The organism is Apilactobacillus sp., from assembly GCF_025290035.1.
Classification (GTDB): domain Bacteria; phylum Bacillota; class Bacilli; order Lactobacillales; family Lactobacillaceae; genus Apilactobacillus.
The window spans coordinates 16,575-42,263 of the sequence record NZ_JAMBKT010000005.1 but is presented as its reverse complement, the minus strand read 5'-3'; the positions used below and the strand labels follow the sequence as shown (position 1 = coordinate 42,263).

At 33.5% G+C, this 25,689-nt stretch carries 24 protein-coding genes; 1 reads left to right on the top strand and 23 read right to left on the bottom strand.

Annotated elements, in window-relative coordinates:
- Positions 1–75 precede the first annotated feature (75 nt).
- Entirely contained in the window at positions 76–564 is a 489-nt protein-coding gene (locus M3005_RS02865; protein WP_293793529.1) for a YslB family protein, read from the top strand.
- 39 nt (positions 565–603) lie between these two features.
- Here M3005_RS02865 and trxA read toward each other — a convergent pair whose 3' ends face one another.
- From trxA to yfmF, 23 genes are all read right to left on the bottom strand, one after another.
- Positions 604–915 carry a thioredoxin gene (gene trxA / locus M3005_RS02860; RefSeq protein WP_053949885.1) on the bottom strand — a complete coding sequence of 104 codons (312 nt, stop codon included), beginning with the start codon at positions 913–915 and terminating at the stop codon, positions 604–606.
- A 90-nt stretch (positions 916–1,005) separates the two neighbouring features.
- On the bottom strand, positions 1,006–3,363 hold the full coding sequence (locus M3005_RS02855) for an endonuclease MutS2 (RefSeq protein ID WP_293793526.1): 2,358 nt from the start codon (positions 3,361–3,363) through the stop codon (positions 1,006–1,008).
- A gap of 12 nt (positions 3,364–3,375) precedes the next feature.
- The gene (locus tag M3005_RS02850) at positions 3,376–3,861 is read right to left on the bottom strand and encodes a CvpA family protein (protein ID WP_293793524.1); all 486 of its coding nucleotides are present in this window, start codon (positions 3,859–3,861) and stop codon (positions 3,376–3,378) included.
- A complete protein-coding gene (locus M3005_RS02845; RefSeq protein ID WP_053949882.1) occupies positions 3,861–4,130 on the bottom strand; it encodes a cell division protein ZapA in 270 nt (89 codons plus the stop codon). Before M3005_RS02845 ends, M3005_RS02850 begins: the two co-directional genes overlap by 1 nt.
- Before the next feature lie 111 nt (positions 4,131–4,241).
- Positions 4,242–4,550 carry a DUF1292 domain-containing protein gene (locus tag M3005_RS02840; RefSeq protein ID WP_053949881.1) on the bottom strand — a complete coding sequence of 103 codons (309 nt, stop codon included), beginning with the start codon at positions 4,548–4,550 and terminating at the stop codon, positions 4,242–4,244.
- Positions 4,551–4,569: 19 nt separating this feature from the next.
- Positions 4,570–5,001, bottom strand: a complete 432-nt coding sequence (gene ruvX / locus M3005_RS02835; protein WP_293793521.1) for a Holliday junction resolvase RuvX — start codon at positions 4,999–5,001, stop codon at positions 4,570–4,572.
- Between the two features lie 3 nt (positions 5,002–5,004).
- Positions 5,005–5,277: an IreB family regulatory phosphoprotein gene (locus M3005_RS02830; RefSeq protein WP_293793520.1), complete on the bottom strand. Its 273-nt coding sequence runs from the start codon at positions 5,275–5,277 to the stop codon at positions 5,005–5,007.
- A 78-nt stretch (positions 5,278–5,355) separates the two neighbouring features.
- Positions 5,356–7,998, bottom strand: a complete 2,643-nt coding sequence (alaS, locus tag M3005_RS02825) for an alanine--tRNA ligase (RefSeq protein ID WP_293793518.1) — start codon at positions 7,996–7,998, stop codon at positions 5,356–5,358.
- Between the two features lie 267 nt (positions 7,999–8,265).
- Positions 8,266–9,627: a DEAD/DEAH box helicase gene (locus M3005_RS02820; RefSeq protein WP_293793517.1), complete on the bottom strand. Its 1,362-nt coding sequence runs from the start codon at positions 9,625–9,627 to the stop codon at positions 8,266–8,268.
- Position 9,628: 1 nt separating this feature from the next.
- Positions 9,629–10,579 carry a DHH family phosphoesterase gene (locus M3005_RS02815; RefSeq protein WP_293793551.1) on the bottom strand — a complete coding sequence of 317 codons (951 nt, stop codon included), beginning with the start codon at positions 10,577–10,579 and terminating at the stop codon, positions 9,629–9,631.
- Positions 10,580–10,739: 160 nt separating this feature from the next.
- Positions 10,740–11,057 carry a preprotein translocase subunit YajC gene (gene yajC, locus M3005_RS02810; protein WP_293793516.1) on the bottom strand — a complete coding sequence of 106 codons (318 nt, stop codon included), beginning with the start codon at positions 11,055–11,057 and terminating at the stop codon, positions 10,740–10,742.
- Between the two features lie 65 nt (positions 11,058–11,122).
- Positions 11,123–12,133, bottom strand: a complete 1,011-nt coding sequence (gene ruvB / locus M3005_RS02805) for a Holliday junction branch migration DNA helicase RuvB (protein WP_293793515.1) — start codon at positions 12,131–12,133, stop codon at positions 11,123–11,125.
- Between the two features lie 15 nt (positions 12,134–12,148).
- Positions 12,149–12,763 (bottom strand): Holliday junction branch migration protein RuvA, encoded by a 615-nt coding sequence (gene ruvA, locus M3005_RS02800; RefSeq protein WP_293793514.1) that lies wholly within the window; start codon positions 12,761–12,763, stop codon positions 12,149–12,151.
- A gap of 12 nt (positions 12,764–12,775) precedes the next feature.
- Positions 12,776–14,701, bottom strand: a complete 1,926-nt coding sequence (gene mutL, locus M3005_RS02795) for a DNA mismatch repair endonuclease MutL (protein WP_293793513.1) — start codon at positions 14,699–14,701, stop codon at positions 12,776–12,778.
- A 15-nt stretch (positions 14,702–14,716) separates the two neighbouring features.
- On the bottom strand, positions 14,717–17,332 hold the full coding sequence (gene mutS, locus M3005_RS02790; RefSeq protein ID WP_293793512.1) for a DNA mismatch repair protein MutS: 2,616 nt from the start codon (positions 17,330–17,332) through the stop codon (positions 14,717–14,719).
- Between the two features lie 11 nt (positions 17,333–17,343).
- Positions 17,344–18,144 (bottom strand): TIGR00282 family metallophosphoesterase, encoded by an 801-nt coding sequence (locus M3005_RS02785; RefSeq protein WP_293793511.1) that lies wholly within the window; start codon positions 18,142–18,144, stop codon positions 17,344–17,346.
- A 78-nt stretch (positions 18,145–18,222) separates the two neighbouring features.
- Positions 18,223–19,788, bottom strand: coding sequence for a ribonuclease Y (rny, locus tag M3005_RS02780; protein ID WP_293793510.1), 1,566 nt, complete (start codon positions 19,786–19,788; stop codon positions 18,223–18,225).
- Positions 19,789–19,937: 149 nt separating this feature from the next.
- Positions 19,938–20,990, bottom strand: a complete 1,053-nt coding sequence (gene recA, locus M3005_RS02775) for a recombinase RecA (protein ID WP_293793509.1) — start codon at positions 20,988–20,990, stop codon at positions 19,938–19,940.
- 92 nt (positions 20,991–21,082) lie between these two features.
- A complete protein-coding gene (locus M3005_RS02770) occupies positions 21,083–21,547 on the bottom strand; it encodes a nicotinamide-nucleotide amidohydrolase family protein (RefSeq protein WP_293793508.1) in 465 nt (154 codons plus the stop codon).
- 45 nt (positions 21,548–21,592) lie between these two features.
- Positions 21,593–22,180: a CDP-diacylglycerol--glycerol-3-phosphate 3-phosphatidyltransferase gene (gene pgsA, locus M3005_RS02765; protein WP_293793507.1), complete on the bottom strand. Its 588-nt coding sequence runs from the start codon at positions 22,178–22,180 to the stop codon at positions 21,593–21,595.
- A gap of 50 nt (positions 22,181–22,230) precedes the next feature.
- Positions 22,231–23,085, bottom strand: a complete 855-nt coding sequence (locus M3005_RS02760) for a helix-turn-helix domain-containing protein (protein ID WP_293793506.1) — start codon at positions 23,083–23,085, stop codon at positions 22,231–22,233.
- Positions 23,086–23,163: 78 nt separating this feature from the next.
- A complete protein-coding gene (yfmH, locus tag M3005_RS02755) occupies positions 23,164–24,420 on the bottom strand; it encodes an EF-P 5-aminopentanol modification-associated protein YfmH (protein ID WP_293793505.1) in 1,257 nt (418 codons plus the stop codon).
- Positions 24,410–25,684, bottom strand: coding sequence for an EF-P 5-aminopentanol modification-associated protein YfmF (gene yfmF / locus M3005_RS02750; protein ID WP_293793503.1), 1,275 nt, complete (start codon positions 25,682–25,684; stop codon positions 24,410–24,412). The genes yfmH and yfmF overlap by 11 nt, the downstream gene beginning before the upstream one ends.
- Positions 25,685–25,689: the final 5 nt, after the last annotated feature.

Sequence of the window (25,689 nt, the reverse complement as noted above, 5' to 3'; positions counted from 1 at the left end):
ATTTTCTCAATCTGTGTAAATTACGTTTAATTTATAATATAATAAACTTGTATATAAGGAATTGAGGTAAACAGTATGGATAACAATCTTTACAATAAAATAATTGAAGATAATTCTACTCGTCCTTTTTGGGGACAAGAATTATTAAGAGACGTCTTACTTAATGATTTACTAGGAAATGATACTCATAGCATTATGTACTGGGCTGGTAAAAAAATTGCTAGAAAATACCCACTAAAGGATGCTTTAGATATCGTTTTATTTTTCAAACAAGCTGGTCTTGGAGATTTAACTATTGAATCTGAAAATAAATATGAAATAAAGTGGACTCTTAGCGGTGACATCGTTGCCAAAAGAATCGAAGCTAATCCAGATGCTGATTTCATGTTTGAAGCTGGTTTTCTAGCTCAAATTACCCAACAACAATTTAAGGTAATCTCTGAAGCAGAAATGAATCCAAAGGAAGAAAAGAATGGTACTGTCTTAATTCGTGTTCACATGGATCCTAAGAACCCTGCTCCAGTTATTGAAGAAGAAATTAAAACCTTTGACTTAAAACAATAAAAAAAGAACCTGATGATTAATTCATCAGGTTCTTTTTTATTATAGGTATTGACCTAAAATTTTAGCTAATTGTTCTTTGCTGTGATAACCAACAATGCTATCAACAACTTCTCCATCTTTCTTAACAAGTAAAGTTGGAATACTCATAATTCCAAACTTTTGTGGAGTTTCTGGGTTTTGGTCAACATCCATCTTGTTGAATGTAACTTGGTCACCCATTTCTTCAGCTAATTGATCAACTACAGGTGATTGCATACGACAAGGACCACACCAAGTTGCCCAAAAGTCAGTTAATGTAACACCTTCAGAAGTATCTTTTTCAAATGTCTTATCAGTTGTTTCTGAAACCATAATAATATGCCTCCTTATTTCTCTTACTGAAAGTAAGTTTATCATTTTTAGTTTTAATTGCAACGAATATGTCTTATACGATTTAATATTCTATTTTAATTCTACCACGGTTGAACCATCTCCTCCAGCATTCGCTGGTGAATAATTAAATGATGCTACTCTTCGGTCACTTTGTAATAGTTCGGTGACCCCTTGACGTAACGCTCCGGTTCCTTTTCCGTGGATAATTGTGACTGAAGGATATCCTGCTAACACGGCTGAATCCAAGTATTGATCAACTTCATGCATTGCTTCTTCATATCGATGTCCTCTTAAATCAAGTTGAGCTGATAATCCTTTAGATGACGTTCGTTTTACCTTAGTGTTAAATCGAGTTTCATCATTTTTAACATTAATTTTTTCCATATCAGACTCATCGATTCTCATTTTCAAAATCCCCAATTGAACTTCCCATTCACTTGGTGCTAGTTTTTGCATAAGAACCCCTCTTTGACCATAAGACTTGACCATAACGTCATCACCCTTATGGAAGTCATGCTTAGCTTTAGCCTTCTTTAAGACACGATTATGAACTAGATCCACATCATGACGTAGTGAGTTTAATTGCCCCTGTGCGTCAATTAATTCATTTTCCTTAACGCTAACTTCTCCGATTTGCTTTTGCTTTTCACGTAAATCTTTAATAATTGCATCAGCTTTTTGCTTGGCTGCATCCGCAATTTCGTTTGCCTTTTGCTTGGCTGCAACTACTAGTCTATCTTTTTGGTTTTTATACTTGGTAAACTCTTCTGATAAATCAGCATGTAATTGCATAGCATCACTTAATTGAACAGATAATTCGTCAGCATTTTCACGAGCACGCTTAGTTTGTTCAGTTAATTCAACAATCATATTATTAAGGTCTTGGCTTTCTTGATCAACTAGTGATCTAGCTTCAACTATAATGCTTTTATCTAATCCTAGGCGAGATGCAATGTTTAAACCATTACTTTGTCCAGGAATGCCCATCAATAAGTGATATGTTGGTTGTAGTGTTTCACTATCAAATTCCATTGATGCATTAATTGTTTCAAGTCGATTATATGCAAATACTTTTAGCTCTGGATAATGAGTAGTGGCAACTACATCACAACCTTGTTCAGCTAATTTATCTAAAATGGCCATTGCCAACGCTGCTCCTTCTTTTGGATCAGTACCAGCACCTAGTTCATCTAAAATAACTAAACTTTTCTTAGTTGTCCCATTTAGGATGTCGACAATATTGTCCATATGTGATGAAAAAGTACTCAAATTTTGTTCAATTGATTGTTCATCACCAATATCAGCAAAAACATTATCAAACACTGCGACACTTGAACCTTCATTGGCAGTCACAAACAAACCTGATTGCGCCATCAATTGAAGTAAACCAATTGTTTTAATGGTAATTGTCTTACCACCTGTATTAGGACCAGTGATGATAATTGATTTGTTTTCACCGCCAATATATAGATCATTAGCAACGACTTTATCCAAACTAATCATTGGATGTCTTGCTTGTTTTAAGTTAACAACATTTTCTTTTGAAATGGTTGGTCTAGTTGCCTTTAAACTTCTAGCATACTTAGCCTTTGCATTAATTAAATCAAAATGGCCTAACAACTTTGCGTTGTTAATAATTTCATATTGATAAGGTCGAATTAAATCTGATAATTCAGCTAAAATTCTTCTCTCTTCAACGCGTTCTTCAACCTCTTTTTGACGTAATTCAGTATTTAATCCAACTGTTGAAGCCGGTTCAATGTATAAAGTTTGTCCAGAAGAACTTCTATCATGCACAATTCCACCGAATTTATTTTTATTTTCCGCTTTCACAGGTAAAACCATTCGGTCTTCTCTGATCGTTACGATTGGCTCTGTTAAATCTTTACCATTCTTTTGAGTATATTGATTCATAATAGAACGCACTTGACTCTTAATTACATCCATTCTGCGTCGAATTGAATTTAACTCGGCAGATGCTGTACTTAGCACTCGACCGTCATCATCGATTGAATCAGATAATTGCTTTGAAATTGTTGGGACAGATTGAACTTCATTAATCAATTTATATAGTCGATTTAATGAAACGTCATCAGCTTTCAAATTATCAAAAAATCGAACTAAATAATTTGAGGTCTTTAAAACCTTATTAATTTTAGAAAGTTCACTACCGTTTAATGATGCATCGATCTTTAAACGTTTAATATATGGAGAAACATCTTCTAATTTTGGAATTGATATTTCCTTGTCTAATCTAAGAATATGAGCACCATCATCGGTTTCATCTAACCATGTTTGAATAGTATTAGGATTATCCACTGGATATAATTCAGCTAATTCTTTTTGTCCATTCTTAGTGGTTAAATACTGCTCAATAGACTGTTTTATTTTTTTATATTCTAAAGTATTTAATACTTTATCGTTCATTATTTAATCACCTTATCTTAACCATTTTTCGTATAAATCATGAGATAAAACTGGTGTCTTATTAACCATAAAATTGGCTATGCTTGATTTTTCATATTGTTGTGTAATTTGATTATCTGGTAAAACAGAAATTACATTCAAAATAAATAGAATTGTTAAATAAGCAATTACAAGTCCTACAACAGTTCCACCAATTGAATTAATTTGATGAATTACCGGAATATGAGTTAATTTATCAACAATTGATATAACGATTCTGACAATAATACCGGATAGCATAAACAAAATAAAAAAGCTGATACTATTGCTCAATATTTGATCGTTAATCAAACTTGAATGCCCAAAAATAGCCTGACTTAAATCACGCGCATAGTATAGAGAAAAAAGTAAGCTAAACATAAATCCTACGATTCGCAAAATTTCATGCATTAATCCGCGACGATATCCATCGTAGATACCATATACGAATAATAAAATAATAATAATATTAAATAACATTATTTCCAGTTTCCTTCTTGATTGTAATCATCGTTGTGAGTTAATTCATTAATTTTATCTTGTAGTTTTAATTGTTCTGAAAAAGCGTTAAATGCTAATAAAATAGCAGCATCTTCATCGTTAATATCTGGTGCCATTTCTTTTAGTTGCACTAGTTGTCTGTTCATTAGTTCAGTAACTGTTTTCATGTGTTCAGCAGAACTTTTACCAACAAATGTATAGTCTTTCTTGCCGATAACTGCCTTAAAGCGTTGATTTGATTCGTTCATAGTTCGAAAACCTCCATTAATACTAGTCCATTTTAGCATGAAAACGACTTTTAACTCCAGTAATGGATATAAAAAAAGATGCCCTTAGGCATCTTTTTGAGAAAAAGTTAATTATTCTTCTGAGTCACTGTCTTCATCTGTGTTTAATAGTGTATTTAAAACAGATTCAACCATTTCCCATTCTTCATCAGTTTCAATTAATTGTAAATCTCCACCTTGAGGATCCATAGGATCGTCACCTGCTGGTAATGCATATGCTTCAATGTTAACTTCTTCATCATCTGCTTTACCTGCTGGGTATACTAAAATGTATGATTTACCATAATCGTCTGATTCAAATGTGAATAAGACATCATATAATTCTTCGTTACCTTTTTCATCAACTAATGAAATTTGTTGTTTTTCTTGTTCGTTGTTCATTCTATACACCTCTTCTAGTTTATTGAGTTAGTTTACCTTTTTTATCAAGATATGTTTGTAAAATTAACTCGGAAGCAATCTTATCAATTACTTTTTTACGTTTCTTTCGTGAAGTATCAGCTTTTTCGATAAGCATTCTTTCAGCTTCAACTGTAGTTAGTCTTTCATCGACGAAATCCACAGGAAGATTAAACTTCTCAATTAGCATATCACCATATCGTTTGGCAGCTTCAACTCTTGGACCTGAAGTATTGTTCATATTCTTGGGTAATCCCAGAACAAAACCAGTAACTTGATATTTTTCGACTAATTCGGCTACTCGTTCTAGTCCAAATTGTTCTTCGTCTTCATTGATTGATATGATTTCAACACCTTGTGCAGTCCATCCTAGTAAATCACTGACTGAAATTCCAACTGTTCTAGAACCAACATCCATCCCCATTAATCTCATATATTATTTACCCTCACGATCGTTATTCTTATCCAAGTAAAATCTTACTAGTTCTTCGATAATTTCATCTCTTTCATATCGACGAATTAAATTACGAGCATCATTAAATCGAGGAATATATGCTGGATCTCCGGATATTAAGTATCCGACGATTTGATTATATGGGTCATATCCCTTTTCCTCTAAAGCATTAAACACAATTAAAAGTGTGTCATGAACATTTTTAGGAGAATTGTTATTCAAATCAAAATACATTGTTTTATCTGAAGCACTCATTTATAACACCTCTAAATATATGACGTAGGTTCATTATAATTCTACTTAGCCAAAATTAAAACTTAAACATAACTAATTTTATAATTTTTCTAACCAATCAACAGCTGCACTCATTGCTGCAGGAAGACCTTCTGGCTTAGAACCACCGGCTTGAGCCATGTTTGGACGTCCGCCACCGCCTCCATTAATTTCGCTAGAAATAGCTTTAATAATGTCACCAGCTTTTAGACCGTTTTTCACTTGTTCGTCACTAACTGCAACAATCAAGTTAGCTTTATCACCACTTTGAGTTCCTAATACTAAGACGTCAGATAAATTCTTTGATCTCCAAGTATCAGCTAATTGTCTAAGTTGATCCATCCCTGAAACGTTTAAGACACCAGTAATGATAGACTTACCATTAACTTCCTTGATATCATCAAATACTGAATCAGCTTGTTGGCTGGCTAATTTTGATTCTAGTTTTTCTTGTTTTTGTTGTAATTGCTTAACTTGTTCTTGAAGTTGAGCAACTTTGTTTGGTACTTCTTTAATTTGACTAGTTTTAACTTGTTCAGCAACTTGTTTTAATAATGATTCTTCATTATTTAGATAATCAAACGCTGCCTTTGAAGTAACGGCTTCAATTCTTCTGACACCGGCACCGACACCTGATTCAGAAACAATCTTGAATAAGCCAATTTCACTAGTATTTGAAACGTGGTTACCACCACAGAATTCAATTGAATAGTCACCAGCAGAAACAACACGAACCTTATCCCCATATTTGCTATCAAATAAGGCAATGGCTCCCATCTTCTTACCAGTTTCTTGATCAGTTTCAACAGTATTCACTGGATCGGCTTTAAAGATTTCAGCATTAACTAAGTCTTCAACCTTTTGTAGGTCTTCCTTAGTAACTGAACCGAAATGAGTAAAGTCAAATCTTAAGTAATTTGGTTCAACCAATGATCCAGCTTGTTGAGTGTGGTCTCCTAGAACATTTCTAAGTGATTGATCAAGCAAATGAGTAGCAGTATGGTTATGTTCTACTAATGCATGGAACTTGCGATCAACTTGTAATTCATATGAATGGTCTTTTGATAGACTTGTAATGATTTCTACAGTGTGTAGGTTTTGACCGTTTGGAGCGTGTTGAACATCAACAACGTTGGCACAAACATTACCATTTTCATCAATGATGGTCCCTTGGTCAGCAACTTGTCCACCCATTTCAGCATAGAATGGTGTCTTATCGAAAATTACTTCCGCTTCACCTTCACCAGCTTGATCTACTAATTTTTCATCAACGATTAAGTCAATCAACTTAGCATCTTTTACTTCAAGTTGTGTGTATCCTACATATTCACTAGGAGTTTTAATATCGATTAATAAGTCTCTTTGAACTCCCATTGATTTATCGTTACCACGAGCATTTCTGGCACGGTCTTTTTGTTTTTGCATTTCTGCTTTAAAACCAACTTCATCAACTGAGTAACCAGCATCTTCTAGGTATTCTTTTGTCATTTCAAGAGGGAAACCATAAGTATCGTATAATTTGAAGGCATCTTTTCCTTCAACAACACTTTGATTGTTTGATTTTAAATCATCCATTAAGTCACCTAGTAGTTGTAATCCATCTGAAAGTGTTTCATTGAAACGTTTTTCTTCTGAATGAATAACCTTTTCTAGGTAATCTTTTTGTTCTAATACTTCTGGATAGTATGACTTCATAATTTCACCCACAACAGGTACTAATTTGTATAAGAAGTCATCCTTAATTCCTAAACGATGTCCCGAAACAATCGCTCTTCTAATTAAACGACGAATAACGTATCCTCTACCCACATTTGAAGGTAGTGCTCCATCACCGATTGCAAAAGTAATAGCTCTTGCATGGTCAGCAATAATCTTGAAGTCGATATCATCTTTAGCGTTGACACCGTACTTCTTGTCACCGCTAAATGATTGTGTTTTTTCGATAATTGGCATGAATAAATCAGTTTCAAAGTTTGTTGGTGCATCTTCGAAAATTGATACAACACGTTCTAATCCCATCCCCGTATCAATGTTCTTTCTAGGAAGTGGTTCGTATGTGTCGTCAGGTTTATGGTTAAATTGTGAGAATACGATGTTCCATACTTCTAGGTAACGTTCGTTTTCTCCACCAGGATAGTTTTCAGGATCATCTGGAGCTAAATCATCATACTTTTCTCCACGATCATAGAAAATTTCAGTATCTGGTCCTGAAGGTCCTTGACCAATATCCCAGAAGTTATCATCCATATCGATTAAATGATCTGGAGCAACACCGGCTTCTTGCCAGAATTTTTTAGCATCTGTATCTTCTGGATAGACAGTCATGTATAGTTTTTCTTTGTCCCACCCAAACCATTCAGGTGATGTTAGTAATTCAAAAGCCCATTTAATAGCTTCTTCTTTAAAGTAATCACCTACTGAAAAGTTTCCTAGCATTTCAAATAATGTGTGGTGACGAGCTGTCTTACCAACATTTTCAATATCGTTAGTTCTAATACTTTTTTGTGAACTTGTTAAACGATGGTTCTTTGGTACTACACTACCATCAAAATATTTTTTCATAGTTGCAACACCAGAGTTAATCCATAGTAATGATGGATCATCCTTTGGAACTAGTGATGCACTTGGTTCGATTGTGTGACCATGTTGTTTGAAAAATTCCAAATACATAGCACGAATTTGACTACTATCTAATTTTTTCATAGAAATACCCTCCTATAAGCACAAAAACACCGTTGCTAGTAAAGACGCTCACGCGCGGTACCACTTTACTTGCAACGATGTTCTTTCGTATACCTCTTTAGTCTCAATAACGCTGAGAAGCGATTAATATAACAAATTCGAGATAGCACCATACTAAAGGTCATCACCTTTTTCACCAACCAAGATGTCTCTATAATTCACCAATAGTCTAGTATGTTCTCTTTTATATAATTAAATTATATGGTTTATTAAAACCCCTGTCAAACGTTATCTGTAACGTTGTGAACTACTCTTCTTGGACTTTCTCTTACGACGTCCTTCTTCTCTTTGTTGGATACGACGATTCATTTCATCGTTTCTCTTAAGCTCTTGTTTGATCTTGTTCTTGTAACCAGGTTTAACATTTTTCTTTTTCTTCTTAATCATACCAATCATCGTTGGTTCAAGCTTATCGTGTCCACGACGATGAGTCTTACGACGGTTACGATCATAAGTATCTTCTACTCGATCATTCTTGATTGCCTTAGGTTTAAATGTAATTCCCATTTTTTCTAATGCATCAATTTCGTCTTCTTCATCAGGTGAATATAAGGTTACGGCTGTTCCTGGCATATTATTTCTACCAGTTCTTCCGACACGATGAATAAAGTATTCTAAATCATCTGGAATATCATCGTTAATAACGTCTGAAACTCCTTCAATATCAATTCCACGGGCAGCTAAATCAGTCGCTACAACGTATTGGAATTCAAGGTTTTGAATCTGTTTCATAGTACGTTTTCTTTCACGTGGATTTAAATCACCTGAAACAATTCCGACTTTTAGTCCTTGGTTTCTTAAATAATCATAAATTTCTTCCACACGTTTTCTTGTGTTAGCGAAAATTAAAACAAGATATGGTTCACCTAAGGTGATTAATTTATGAATTAATTCATTCTTATTTTGACCTTTGGTAGAGATTAACCAATTATCAATTGTTGGACTAATAACTGCTTGATTAGGAATATTTTCAACATAAGGATTTTCCAAATATTTCTTTAAAAATGGTTTTAACTTTTGTGGAATAGTAGCAGAAAAGACCATCATTTGAACATCTTTTCCAAAACTAGCCGCAATATTATCAATATCAGATAAAAATCCTAAATCTAAGGTCATATCAGCTTCATCAATTACTAATTGTGTTGCAGTATGAACTTGTAAATATTGCCCCTTGATTAAATCGTTAATACGACCTGGAGTTCCAATAACGATTTGAGGTTGTTCATTCTTTAACTTTTCGATTTGTCTAGACTTATCGGTTCCACCCACATAGTTAACGATGTGGATAGTTTTATCTGAATGTTTAGCTAATTGCTTAGCATTATTATAAATTTGATAGGCAAGTTCACGACTTGGTGTTGTGATAACGGCTTGCACTTCAAGTTTATCAACATTAAGTTGATCAAAGATTGGTAACAAGAAGGCATGAGTTTTACCACTTCCTGTTGCTGATTGTCCAACAACACTTCTATTCTTTCTAATTTCAGGAATAATTTTTTCCTGAATTGCCGTTGGTTCTCTAAAACTTAATTCATCTAAAGCATCATATAAAAATGGCTTTAAATTGTATTGCTTAAATGTACTTGGCATTCTATTCTCCTTTGTAACTAGCTACGATTTCATCTAATTTACTAATCACAGACTTAATTTCATCTTCGTTTTGTGCAGCAGCCCCACTAGCTAAATCATGTCCGCCACCGCCAAATTGTTTGGCTAGCTCATTAATCGCAGGTCCCTTAGAACGTAAACTGATTTTAAAAGTACCATCTTCTTTTTGAATAAATACAGCCCAAGACATTACTTGATTGATATTACCTGGTAACGGTACAACTGCGGAGGTACTTTCATTAATAAGTTCATATTTCTTCAAAATTTCATCTGTTAAAACAATTGAAGCTGCACCATTATCTGTAATGTCTAAGTTTTCATAAACATAAGCAGATAATCTGGCCATTGGTAAATCGATTGATGATTCAATTGTGTTTACCTCTGTTGTTGAAAAGTCTAATTGTGCTAATTTTGATGCGACTCTGAATGTGTTTGATGATGTTGATGGGTATTTAAAGCGTCCTGTATCACCAACAATACCGGCATACAATAAACGACCTGCATTACTGCTTATCTTCAAACGACGTGATGATTCAAATAAATCATAAATCAATTCAGATGTACTGGATGCTTCCGGAACAACCCACATAATGTCACCAAATTGATCGTCATTTGGATGATGGTCAATCTTAATCATCATCTTACCGTGAGTATATCTGTCATCATCTACCCTAGGTTGATTTGCTGTATCAACAACAATTACTAAAGCATTTTCATATACTTCATCATCAATTTCATCAGTCTTTCCTAACCAATCAAAACTGTTATATTGCTTACCAACACAATAAACTTTTTTGTTGGGAAAAGATGTCTTTATAATTTCAGCTAATCCCATTTGTGAACCATATGCATCAGGATCTGGGCGTTGATGTCTATGAATGATAATTGTATCAAAGTCACAAATCGCTTTAATTATTTTTCTTTGTGGTGAAATATTTAAAAGATTTAAAAATTTGTTCATTTTTGTCCCTACTAACCTCATTATTTATCAATACCATAATTATATCATACGGATTGGATGGTTGTTAAAGTCTTTGAAAACAAAAAGACAATTACCAGCAATGCTGATAACTGTCTTTAAAAATACTATTTAATTATTCTTTGTCTTCCTTAGCTTCAGTTGCTTCTTCAGACTTAGCTTCTGCTACACGTTCTGTAACTTTAGCAACAGCAGTTAAATCGAACACTAGGTAAATACCATCGCAGTCTAGAGTAACTGTTTTTTCTTCTTCGTTGATGTCATCAACGATTCCGTGTAAACGACCGATTGTGATAACGTGGTCACCTTTTTGTAGTTGCTTTAAAGTTTCAGCATGTTTTTGTTGTTGTTTCTTTTGTGGTCTGATAACCAAGAAATACATAATCGCAAATAAAACGATTAAAATAATAAATCCACTGTAGTTTTGAATCATTTAACTCACCGTGCCTTCTATAATTTAGTATATATGTTACCAAAGATTACCTACTTCGTCCAGTTTTACTTATCAAGATTATACGGGTAATTTAAGTGGGTATAACCTTCTTGCGTAACCACTCTCCCCCTTGCGGTTCTCTTAATAAATCCAATTTGTAGCAAATATGGTTCATACATTTCTTCAATTGTATTCACTTCTTCACCAATGTTCGCGGCTAACGTTGAAACACCAACTGGACCACCGTTATAAAACTCAATCATGGTTTTCAACAATTTAATATCAGTAGCATCAAGTCCCTTATTATCAACGCCTAACATTGTTAATGCTTTATCAACAATTTCTACATCAACGTTTTCCTTTTCGTCAACTTGAGCAAAATCACGAACTCGCTTTAATAAGCGGTTTGCAATTCTAGGTGTTCCTCTAGATCTACGTGCAATTTCATGAGCACCTTGATCTACAATTTCAGTTTCAAATATGTCAGCTGACCTAATGACAATGTCTTGTAAATCTTCTACATTGTAGTATTTCATATGTTCGACAATTCCAAAACGATCTCTAAAAGGTGCTGATAACAGCCCCGCTCTTGTGGTGGCACCAATCAATGTGAATGGTGGCAGTGGTAAATGCACTGGATGCGCTGTAGGACCTTGGCCAACCACTATATCCACACTGAAATCTTCCATAGCGGAATATAACATTTCTTCAACTGTTTTAGGTAGTCGATGGATTTCATCTATAAATAAAATATCACCTGGTTGAAGTTCATTTAATAGCGCTGCCAAATCACCAGTCTTTTCAATTGCTGGTCCACTAGTAGTTTTTATATTGGTATTCATTTCATTAGCGATAACCATTGCTAATGTGGTTTTACCAAGTCCCGGAGGTCCATATAACAATACATGATCCAACGTTTCTTCTCTCTGTTTAGCTGCCTTGATATATACGGACAATTCTTCTTTTAAATCATCCTGTCCAATATATTCTGATAAGAATTGTGGACGTAGTGATTTTTCGAAAGAATCTTCCATTTGTCCCTCAATATCACCAGAGACGATGCGGTCATCATTCATTTATGAATCCTCCCTTTAAAATTTGGTAACTGCTGTTAGCCCTTGTCTTAAGTATTCTTCGGTACTTGTTGCAGGAATTTCTTCTAATGCTTTACGAGCCTTCTTAATATCTTTTGCTGTATATCCTAATTCTTTTAGTGCTTCCAGCGCATCTTCTAACTCTTGATTATCAGAAGTATAATTACTAATCGATACGTTATCATCAACTTCATCAAACAATGTTGGTGCAATATCATCAAGCTTACCCTTCAAATCAAGAATAATTTGCTTAGCTGTTTTTTGACCAACACCTGGGAATTTAGTTAAATAAGTAACATTTTCAGTGTTAATCGCATTTAGCAATGATTGCGGATCATTACCCGCAATAATTGCAAGTGCACTCTTAGGTCCAATCCCAGAAACATTTAATAACTTTTCAAAAATCGATTTTAATTCTCTACTTGAGAATCCATAAAGGGTTTGAGAAGTGTCAGTGACTGATTGATGAATAAACACTTTTACTTTTTCGTTATTGTCTACTGTATAGACGTATGGATTAGAGGTATAAACTAAGTACCCAACTCCATTCACGTCTAATACTATGAAACCAGGTTGTACATCTTGAATAGTTCCATTTAAATATTCGAACATTGTTTTCCTCGCTTACATAAATTTATCTTGTCCATGTGGATCTTGAATTCGTTTAAACATTTTTTCCATATCTGTATTAGAGAAAGAAACCAGAACCGGTCTACCGTGAGGACAATTAAATGGATTGTTAACTGTTGCTAATTCATCTAGCAAGTGAACAGCTTGCTTTCTATCTAAGTGATGATTAGCTTTGATTGCTTGTTTACAACTCATCATAATCGCTGTATCAGCTCTAAAATCAGCTACTGAAATATCCTTATGAGATAGTACCCAATCAATCATTTCCCTAATTGTTTCTTCTTCAGTACCTTCTGAAATCCAAGTTGGATGCTGTTTAATAATAAAACTATTGTTTCCAAAAGCTTCAATATCTAATCCAACTTTTTTTAAGGTCTCTAATTTTTCAGAAATAATCAATGCATCCCTATTTGGGTAGTTTAAAACTAGTGGGACTAATAGATTTTGTTGGTCATCAGAAACTTCACCAATTTCTTCTCTTAATCTTTCATAGTTAATTCTTTCTTGTGCTGCATGTTGATCAACAATATACATTCCATCATCAGATTCACAGATTAAATAAGTCCCGTGCAATTGACCAATATATAACAACTTAGGAAATCTTACTTCAGCTGGCTTACTTTCAACTAAAACATCTTCTTCATCATTAAAAGGTGTAGCCGGCACAGCATATTTCTGCGTAAATTCGATCACGCTATCATCGTTTAATTGATTTCTATTTGTGATAAAAATTGAGTCAATATTGGAAATTTTTAAATCGACTTCACTATCAATTTTGTCTTCACTATCATTGCTAGTGAAATTGGGTTGAACTAATTCTTCGTCACTAGTTTTTGGATGATTAGAAACACTATATTGATTAATTTCCATTTGTAATTGTTGATTAGTATATTTAGGCTTAACCGCTCTATCTCTAGTCATCACATCTGGAATTAGATTTTCTTTATAAATCGTATCATAAATGGTCTTAGCAACCAAATTACATAACTGATCTTCTTTACTTATCCTAATCGTCTGTTTCGTTGGATGAACATTTACATCAGTTAGAATAGGATTTAATTTGATATTTAAAACTGCAATTGGATATCTTCCAACCATTAACTTCGAACCGTAACCGTCAGTAATCGCTTTAACTAAAGAATAGTTTTTAATATATCGACCATTCAAATTAATCGTAATATGGCTGCGAGCAGATCTAGTTAGCTCCGGTAAACTAACATAACCATCAATTGTAAAATCATCATCTTGATTACTTATTTTAATAATCTTTTTCAAATTTTTGGCACCGTAAATATCACCAATCACCTGTTTTAATTGCCCTCGTCCAGAAGTTCGTAATATTTCCTTATGATTATGAACCAAAGAGAACGCAATATCAGGATGACCAATTGCCAATCGATCAACAATATCAGAAATTTGTGATAATTCTGTCCGAAGCGACTTCATATATTTTAGTCTTGCAGGAGTATTAAAAAATAGGTTTTCAACACAAATACTGGTTCCACGTCTTGAATCAGAAGGTTTAATATCTTCAACCTTGCCACCTTTGATGTGAATTTGTGTTCCTTCATCCCCTGTTGAAGTCTTTAAATGAACATCTGAAACTGAAGCAATAGAAGGTAGTGCTTCTCCTCTAAAACCGAGTGACCGCACCATAAATAAATCTTTTTGATCATTAATTTTACTAGTGGCATGACGCTTAAATGCAATTTGAACATCATCTTGGTCAATACCAATTCCATCATCAATGATTTCGATTTTCTTTAATCCTGCATCTTCAATGTTGATATCAATTTGTGTACTTTGTGCATCGATCGCATTTTCTACTAATTCCTTTACAACAGAAGCAGGACGTTCGACAACTTCACCAGCTGCAATTTGATCGGCTAAAATAGCAGACAATTCATGAATTTTATGCAAGATTATTCACCCCTATTACTTATCAATTTCTCTTTTCCATTTGTATACTTCATTCATAATGTCCATTGGTGTTTTAGACATTAAATCAAGGTTCTTAATTGCCTTAATAATTTTATCATTTTCAGTTGATTTAGGCGCTGATTTACTATCGTCATTAAATAATGAAAGCTGTAAATCGTCATCATAATTTTCTTCAACTTGCTTTTTGGTAGGAGCTGCATCTTCTGCCATAACCACCGGTTTAGCAGCAATATCGTTTTGCTCTAAGTCAGTTAAAATAATATCCGCGCGAGTTAACAATGATTCTGGTAATCCAGCTAACTTAGCAACATGAATTCCGTATGACTTATCAGCTGCACCAGATTGTACCTTGTGTAAAAATACTAATTCTCCGTCTTTTTCTACAGCTCCAACGTGAACGTTTTTTAGTTGTTTCAATGAGTCAGATAGTTCAGTTAATTCATGATAATGTGTTGAGAATAAAGTTTTAGCATGAATATTATTATGAACGTATTCAATAATCGATTGAGCAAGAGCCATTCCATCATACGTGGCTGTCCCTCTTCCAATTTCATCAAATAAAATCAAGCTGTTATCAGTAGCATTTTGAATTGCTTGGTTTGATTCTTTCATTTCCACCATAAATGTACTTTGGCCTGAAATTAAATCATCAGCAGCACCAATTCTAGTGAAAATTTGATCGAAAATTGGCATATTAGCAGATTTAGCAGGAACAAAACATCCTATTTGCGTCATTATAACAGTTAACGCTAATTGTCTCATGTAAGTACTTTTACCAGACATGTTAGGACCTGTTATCAATAAAACGTTGGTATCAGGTTTCATAATCACATCATTTGGAACATAAGATTGATGTCCCATTACCTTTTCGACTACTGGATGTCTTCCATCAACGATTTCCAAAGTATGATTGTCATTTAATGTCGGACGAACTAAACGGTATTCATCTGAAATTGAAGCAAAACTTTGTAAAACATCTAAACTAGAAACCGCATTGGCTAGTTTTTGCAATCTTTGAATTGCTGTTTTTACAACTGCTCTAACTTCACTAAATAAATCATATTCCAATGTTTTGGACTTTTCTTGTGCTTCAATGATTAACTTTTCTTTTTCTTTTAACTCCGTAGTAGAAAATCTTTCGGCATTAGTTAATGTTTGTTTACGTTCGTATCTATCTTCTGGCAGCTTAGCTAAGTTAGCTTTAGATACCTCAATGTAATAGCCAAAAACATGGTTATAACCGATTTTTAAGTTGTTGATGCCGGTTAGTTCACGTTCTTTATTTTCCAGTTCAGCAATCCATTGTTTTCCATTATTCATTGCATCACGATATTGATCCAACACTTCGTTATATCCTTCATTAATAATGCCACCCTCTGTTACCGAAATTGGTGGTTCGCTAATGATGGCTTGTTCAATTAATTCAGCCACTTCTTCGACTGGATCTAAATCATTATCAATTTGTTCAAATGATTTAGTTTCCATTTCAGCCAAAATATATTTAATTTTAGGAATTTGTTGTAGTGATGTCTTTAATTGCACTAAATCTCTTCCGTTAACAGAACCGAATGAAACCTTTCCAGCCAATCTTTCAAGGTCATAAACTTTTACCAATAAATCTTTAATTTCACTACGTTCATAGTAATGATCTAATAAATCATTGACCTGGTTTTGGCGATTTTTAATTTCTGATTGGTTAATTAAAGGATGATCAATCCATTCCTTTAACTTTCTACCACCCATTGCAGTTTTTGTTTCATCTAATAACCATAACAAACTACCAGACTTCTTGTTTGTTCTTAAGTTCTTGGTTAACTCTAGATTATATTGTGAATTATGATCCATTTTTAAAAACTCAGCTGGTTGATAAGCGATTGCTGGTTTCATATGGGATAAACTACGTTTTTGCGTGTCAGTAATATAATTAATTAAACGACTAACTACTTGTTTTTCAACTTCATTTAAAAGATTAACAACTAGGTATTCCATGTCTTCAGACATTTGCATATTGTCTTGGTAAGACACTAAAATTCCTAGCTTATTAATCATATCAATATCCTTTTGTGGTAAATCGGAATTAACAATTACTTCTTTAGTTTGCAATGTCATTAATTCGTTTACGACACTATCCATGCTGCTTAAGACCGTTGTCTTCAATTCACCTGTAGATAATTCGGCATATGCAAAGCCATACTTACCATCTACATATTCTATTGATGTTAAGTAGTTGTTTTCCTTCGCATTTTCAGCACCCATTGCTGTTCTTGTACCTGGGGTGATTAATTGTGTAACAGCTCTTTTAACCATTCCTTTAGCAGTCTTAGGGTCTTCCATTTGTTCACAAATCGCTACTTTGTATCCTTTATCGATTAATGTATCGATATAAGCTTCAACAGCTTTATGGGGAACTCCACACATAGGAATTGGATTATCAGCATTTTTACTTCTAGATGTAAGTGTTAATTCTAGAATTTGCGCACCTTTAACGGCATCTTCGTTAAACATTTCATAAAAATCACCTAAACGATAAAAAACAAAAGCATCTGGGTATTGATCCTTAACTTTTTGATATTGTTCCATCATTGGTGTTTGTTTAGCTTTACTAGCCATTTAAAATCCCCCTATCTATTATATGGATGACTCGGATCAATTAAGATTGTTTTGATGGATCTAGCAGTTCCATCATCTCTTAAATCAATTACACATCCTGATAAAATTTGGTCACCCTCATTTTGCACTTCAAATCTGGTGGGTCTTTGAGTTAAAAAGCGATGAATAATACTATCATATTTCATCCCTAAAACACTATTAAATGGACCACACATTCCTACATCAGTTATGTACGCAGTTTGTTTATTTAAAATTTGATTATCATTTGTTTGTACATGGGTATGAGTTCCTACAACGGCGGAAGCTCTTCCAGTCAGAAATAGACCCATCGCCTTTTTTTCACTTGTTGTTTCCGCATGAAAATCAACGAAAATATAATCTACCTCTTTTTCAATCTTGTTTAATAATTCATCAATCTTTTGAAAAGGATCATCAATTGGATCAATAAAAATTCTTCCTTGTAAATTAACCACCGCTAATTTCTTACCGTTCACATTAACGATTGTATATCCAGCACCTGGAACGTCTTTTCCCGGGTAATTCAATGGGCGCACTAAATTTTTACTATCATCAATGAAATCATAAATTTCTTCATTATTCCACGCATGGTTTCCCAAAGTAATGACATCAGCTCCATCATTCATTAATTGCTTATAAACTTTGTAGCTAATTCCTCTTCCTACTGGCGTTGAATTTTCTCCATTTACAATTGTCACTTGTGGTTTAAAGTCGTGTTTCAATTTAGATAGATATTGATCAACCATATCTACTCCTAAATTACCAACTACATCCCCTAAAAATAGTATTCTCATCTCTATCCTCAATTCCGTTATTATATATGTACAATTTTACACCGTTTTAACCAAAATAAAAAAGGCTTATCGCCTTTTTTATTTTGCATATTCAATTGATCTTACTTCTCTTATAATTGTAACCTTGATATGACCAGGATATTCCATATCCTCTTCAATTTTATTTTTAATATCTCTTGCTAATACAACAGCTTGAGTATCAGAAACTTTCTCTGGTTTAACAATCACTCTGATCTCACGTCCGGCTTGAATAGCATAACTCTTCTTAACTTCATCAAAGCTATCACTAATTGTTTCCAAACTTTCAAGACGATGAACAAAACTTTCAAGAGATTTACTCTTGGCACCTGGTCTAGCAATCGCAATCTTGTTTGCGATATTTACTAATTCAGAAACAATAAACTTAGGTTCGCTATCTTCGTTATCGGATGCAATAGAATCAATCACTACTGGACTTTCCTTAAACTTCTTGGCTAAATCAACACCAAGGTCAATATGTGAACCTTCATTATCATTATCAGCAGAGCGACCAATTTCGTGCAATAATCCTGCGCGCTTAGCTAAAACGACATCTTCACCTAGTTCTGCGGCTAATACACCAGCTAGCTTGGCAACTTCAATAGAATGACTTAAAACATTACGACCATGATAAATCTTAAATTTCAATTTACCAATCATCATAATCATTTCAGGACTCATTGAATGAATACCTAAATCGAATACTGTTTCTTCACCAATTTCTTGAATCTTTTCATCAAGTTCACGGCGACTCTTTTCAACCATTTCTTCGATTCTAGCGGGATGAATTCTTCCATCTTTAATTAGACTTTCAAGTGCCATCTTGGCTACTTCTCGTCTAATTGGATCGAATCCACTTAATACTACAGCTTCAGGGGTATCATCAATAACTAAATCAATTCCTGTTAAAGTTTCGAAGGTTCTAATATTTCTTCCTTCTCTACCGATAATTCTACCCTTCATATCATCATTAGGTAGATTAACAACAGAAACAGTAGTTTCAGAAACAATATCAGCAGCACTTTGTTGAATTGCTTCAATAACTAAATTTTTAGCGTTTTCAGATGATTCCTTACGAGCTAAATTATAACTATCCTTAACCATCTTGGCACGTTCATCAGCTAATTCTTGCTTAGTTTCATTAATAATTAGCTCTTGTGCTTCTTCTTGCGATAGTGTTGAAATATGTTCTAACTCAGCCTGACGTTGTTTAACTAGCATATCAGCTTGCTGTTGCTTTTGTTCAAGCTTCTTTTGGTTCAAGTTAAGCTTTTCTTCACGCTTGTTCAATGAATCTTCACGCTTATCAAAAGCGTCATCTTTTCGATCTAAAGAATCTTCACGTTGAATTAGACGATTTTCTTGTCGTTGAACTTCAATACGTCTTTGCTTAATTTCTTTTTCAATGTTAGAACGATAATGATTACTCTTTTCTCTTGCTTCTAGAATTGCTTCCTTAGCAGACGTTTGAGCTTGTCGTTTAGCATCTTCCAAAATATCTTGTGCACTCATGTGAGCCTTAGTCAATTTCTTATCAACAATCTTCTTGTTAAAAAAGATACCAACAGTAGTTCCCACCACAAAAGCAGCGATGATTGCGAGGATTATAGGTAACAAATAAGTCATAGGCTTATTACACCTCCACATCATCTAATGTTAATTAAATTTTTTTATAAGTGCATATACGTGTGCACTACTATATTTTAAATTTTACTTAGTGAAGTGTCAACACATCATATTTGTTTTTGGCAAAAATAAAAAAGCCTCGCGGCTTTTTATTCTTCACCAGTATCTAAACTAGTTTGTTCTGCTGATTCATCACTGGTTTCTGGAACATCTTCACCCATTCCATATGCAGCACGAACCTTTAAGTTAATTTCTTCCATTTTATCTGGGTTTTCCTTCAAGAATTGCTTAGCGTTTTCACGACCTTGACCAATTCTTTCGTCGCCATATGAGTACCATGAACCAGACTTATTAATGATGTCTTGTTCTACGGCCATATCAACAAGTTCCCCAGTTTGAGAAACACCTTCACCGTACATGATATCAACTTCAGCACGTTTGAATGGAGGAGCTACCTTATTCTTAGCAACTTTAATCTTAGTTCTGTTACCAATAATATCAGTACCATCTTTAATTTGTTCAGCTCTTCTAATTTCTAGTCTAATAGTTGAGTAGAACTTAAGGGCACGTCCACCCGGTGTAGTTTCAGGGTTACCAAACATAACCCCAACTTTTTCTCTAATTTGGTTAATAAAGAGTGCAATGGTTTTAGTTTTGTTAATTGAACCTGAAAGTTTACGAAGAGCTTGTGACATTAATCTTGCTTGTAGACCAACATGCGCGTCACCCATTTCACCTTCAATTTCAGCTCTAGGAACTAAAGCAGCAACTGAATCGACAACAACGATATCGATTGCTCCACTTGATACTAAGGCATCACAAATTTGTAATCCTTGTTCACCAGTGTCAGGTTGTGATAATAGTAAATCATCAATATTAACACCTAGATTAGTTGCATATACTGGATCCAAGGCATTTTCAGCATCAATATAAGCTGCTGTACCACCTTGTTTTTGTACTTCGGCAACTGCTTGAAGTGCAATGGTAGTCTTACCAGAACTTTCTGGTCCATAGATTTCAACAATTCTTCCTCGTGGGAATCCACCAACACCTAAAGCATTATCTAACGCTAAAGATCCGGTTGGGATAGTTGAGATTCTTGTATCCCCTCTATCACCCATTCTCATAATAGAACCTTTACCGAATTCTTTTTCAATTCGTTTTAAGGCTCCATCTAGAGCTGCTTTTCGTTCATCAGCCATTAATTTGACCTCCCTTTAATAACTATTCGATATTTATACTATACTAATCTATCTTTAAAAAAGCAAGTAAAAAAGAACAAAAGTTCGCATTTTTATTTTACGTGTAATTTTAACAAATCAAGTGCTTCAGCAACAGATTGTTCCCTAACCTCTTGTCTTGTTCCTTCAAAGTGACACTCTTTTACAGACTGCATTCCATCATAATCTAGTCCAATAAATACAGTTCCTGACAGATGTCCTTCAAGTCCATCTGGACCAGCAACACCAGTAAATGAAACCCCAATATTAGTTTTCATTATTTGTTTAGATTGTTGTGCCATCCAAATTGCAACTTCACTAGAAACAACTCCACAAGCTTGGATAATGGATTGCGGAATTTGTAATAGACTTGCTTTAGCCTCATTAGAGTAAGTCACAAATCCTCCTGGAAATATCTTAGATACCCCTGCTACATCCCCAAGAGTCGCTTGAAATAATCCAGCAGTGAGACTTTCTGCTGCTGTAATAGACTTATTTTGTTCAATTAATCTATTAATTACTGACGTGTCAAATTGCATAAAATTACGACCTTTCATTATAAAGATACGTTAAAAATATTGTTTTTATTTGAATGAATCTTCAAAAATAAATCTACTTTTTACAAAATATTCAATTCCAGAGTAAATAGTGAAAATTAAACAAACGTATAAAATGATTGTTCCAAAACCAATTGTTGTGAATGGAACATATAGGAAGTCATTTAGCAGTAATAAAATGATTGAGATCATTTGACTAAATGTCTTTATCTTACCTGGCCATGCAGCGGCGATTACTTCACCATTATTTTCAACCACGATTAGTCTTAATCCAGTTACTGCTAATTCACGGCACACGATTATAGCTGCCACCCATGCTGGTACAAAACCAAATGAAACTAAAATAATGAATGCTGACATCACAATCATTTTATCTGCAAGCGGATCAGCAAATTTACCAAAATTGGTTACTAGGTGTTGTCTTCTTGCGATTTGTCCATCTAAAAAGTCAGTAATACATGCTGCAGCAAATATTAGTGCTGCCACAATTCTTGTTACTTGAATACTAGTTCCTAACCAGATAACAGTTCCCATATTGATTGAACATGATAATAGAATAATGAAAACCGGAATTAATAAAATTCTTACAATTGTTAATTTATTAGGTAAATTCATGTTTATCCCCCATTTTTTAAATAAAAAAAGGCTTTAATAAGCCCCTTTTTTTATTTCTTAAAAGTAAATGTAATTTGTGTAGTTAATGGTGTCTTTTCATCAAGCTTAACAGTTGTTCCGTTAATCATAATCTTTGAACCCTTAACGTTACCTAAGGAAATGACAACATTAGAAGTGTTTTCAGGAACATCAACTGTTTTCTTTTCCCCAGAGTTTTGAAGACCTTGGAATAATGACTTGTTATCAGCCATGATTGATGACCATGCTCTAGCAGAAGCTTCAAGAGTGATTTTGTTGGTCTTTTGTCCAGTAACTTCGTATTTAGTAGTGCTTACTTCTTTAACTTTAGTTTCAGTTGATTGATCATCTTTTGACTTATCAGCCTTTTTACTTGATGAACTAGCTGAACCAGAAGATTCAGATGAACCAGTTACAGAGACTGAACTACTACTAATACTTGTTTGTGAAGAATTATTAGTATGAACAACAACAGCCCATACCCCAAAAACAACTACCAAAATAGCAACGATGATTCCAAAAGTTGGTAATAGTTTACGGAAAGATGATTTTCTTTCAGCTTTGCTACGACGTGCAACCTTCTTGTTTACATCGTCCTTTGAAACTTTTTCAGCATATTCTTCGCTTTGAGTATCAGGCAAGCTTTCATCATGTTCATTCAACAATTCAATTCCGTCGATTCCGACAGTATCAGCGAATTGTTTGATAAAAGCTCTAACATAAAATTCCCCAGGTAGTTCTTCAAAGTTACCTTGCTCAATAGCTTCTAGATAATGTTTTTGGATTTTGGTAATCTTTTGAATGTCATCAATAGACATATCTTTTGCAATACGCGATTCTTGTAGTGATTTACCAATTTCTACTTGTTTTCCATTATTATTTTGCATAGGTATTACTCCACTTATTTATTATTTTATATTTATAGTATATCATACCATACCCAATAATCTAAACCGCGTTATCATTTATTTTTGAGGTAAAATGATATTTTTCACCATAAATTCTTCTTTTAATAACATTTTACCATAGTAAATTATGTCACTTAATTGCAAAGATTTAATAATATCGATTTCATCATACAAGTTACGATAGTTATGATCCTTATCGTTAACACTGTTTGATACTGCTTCAATTGAATTCATCATTGAAATATGTTGACCAATTTCTTCTCTCTTAATCAGTTCAAATTCATCATTCAATTCTTTAACAATATCTTCAAAATCAAATAGAACTTTTGAAATTTCTTGATAAAAACTATCTATATCATCAGTTTCACCAGCAAAGATTGCATAATTAAATTGATCTTCACAATCAAAATCGAAGCCAAATGAATCATCAATAATACCTTTGTTATAGAGGTTTTCATATACTTCTGATCCTTCTGAAAGCAGCATTTGTAATAATAGTGAAATTGATAATTCATATTTGATATCGTTATTAAATTCGCTACTACCTTTAATTCCAATTGCTACTTTAGGTATGCTAACATCCATTTCTTGCGTGGTTTCTTTAACTATATCGTTAGATTCAATTAGTGTTTTATTAATTGATCTTACGTTTGGAGAACTCTTTTGCTTTTGATTATCAATGACCCATCCTAATGTTTCATCAGGATTGATATCTCCTACAATGGTAAGTTGCATGTTGTTAGGTTGATAGAAGTAATTATATGAATCGTATAAATCATCTTTAGTTATCTTATTAATTGATTCTTGACTACCTGCAATATCAACATTAAGTGGTGTATCGGGATACATATTTTGAATCGTTTTGAAAAATAATACCGAACCCGGATTATCATCATACATACTTATTTCCTGTCCAATAATCCCTTTTTCTTTTTCAACTTTTTGTTCATCAAAATAAGGATCTTGAACAAAATCAAGAAGTTCCATTAAGTTGTCATGAACATTATCAGTTGTTGCAAATAAATAACTAGTTTTATTGAAGTTAGTAAATGCATTTGATGATGCCCCATATTTAGAAAAAACATCCATTGAATCATGATCTTTCTTATCAAACATTTTATGTTCTAGAAAGTGAGCAATTCCTGCTGGATATTTTTTTCCATTAATCGTGGTATCAATAGAACCATAATTGACTGAAAAAGTAGCATAAGTTTTATGATATCCAGATTTGGGAATCATCACTACTGATAAACCATTTTCTAATTCATCAATATAAACTTTATCGCCATATTGTTGATAATTTTTAATCTCCACTTTTAATCCGCCCTTCTAAAAAGAAAATTGAATTTAATTTTAACTTTCTAGCTACCCTAGCTATATCCGAAACGCTAACCGATAAAACAGATTGTTCCCATTCTGCAAAGGAAACTTTTCTATTTAATAAAGTGTTAGTAAATTCTTGTTCAATACTTTGTCTAGGACTATCTAAAACGGACTTCTTAGCGTTTATCATTTCAGCTTTAATACTGTTCAACGTATCTAAATCAATATTTCCGTTGATCATTTCATTTAGTTGTTCCTCAACTATATCAATAACCTTTTGATAGTTTCTGGCGTTTATTCCTGTAGATACCATTAAAAATCCATTAATTGAGCTATAACTGCTACTTGCGCTATAAGCTAAACTATTCTTTTCTCTTACATTTTTAAATAATTTTGATTGTGGGGTTCCACCAAAAACAGCATTGAATAAGACTGCCGCCATAAACTCATCGTCATCATAAAAAACAGGCAGTCTATATCCCATGTTTAAATAGCTTTGTGAAGAATTAATTTGTTTTTTGACAACTTCAACTTCTTTATTAACAGCAAAGTCAGATAAAGATATAATTCGTCTTATCGATGACTTTTGTCCAAACTCAAATGATTTAAATAAATCTAGCATATTTGATTCGTTAACATCCCCGATAACAGATATTTTAACGTTATCGTTTGCCATTACTTCTTGATAATAATCATACTCTTCCTTAGCTGAGATATCGTCATAATCATCTTCTCGGCCATACAAGAATATCCCGCGATTGATATCATTTTTGAAGAATAATTCTTTTAACTTAGTGGAAGCAAAGAACCGCTTATTATCAGCGATCGAAGAAACATACTTCTTCATATTTTTTCTTTGCAATTCAAACGTTTTTTCATCGTAACTTCCATCACTAACTAACGGGTGGAATAATACACCTTTTAAAAATTCAATTGCTTCATTTAGTATATTTTCTGATGAATCAAAAAATTTTGGATTAGGAATGCTCAATGAAATTCTTAAAACTGATAAATTTCCATATCTCAAAACATTAGTCCCAAAAGTTGCTCCATACATTGATGAAAGCTTTCTAGCTAATTTAGATTGAGTTGAATAATCTTCATTACTAATTTCCATTAATTCAGCTAAGACAGCACGTTTAGCTAAATTTTCTTTTTCATTTTCTGCAATTAAGTCTACAGTAAAGGAAATAGTTTTAAATTTATCCTCAGGAATAACATTTAATTCCACTCCATCATTAATCGCTATATTCATCAAAT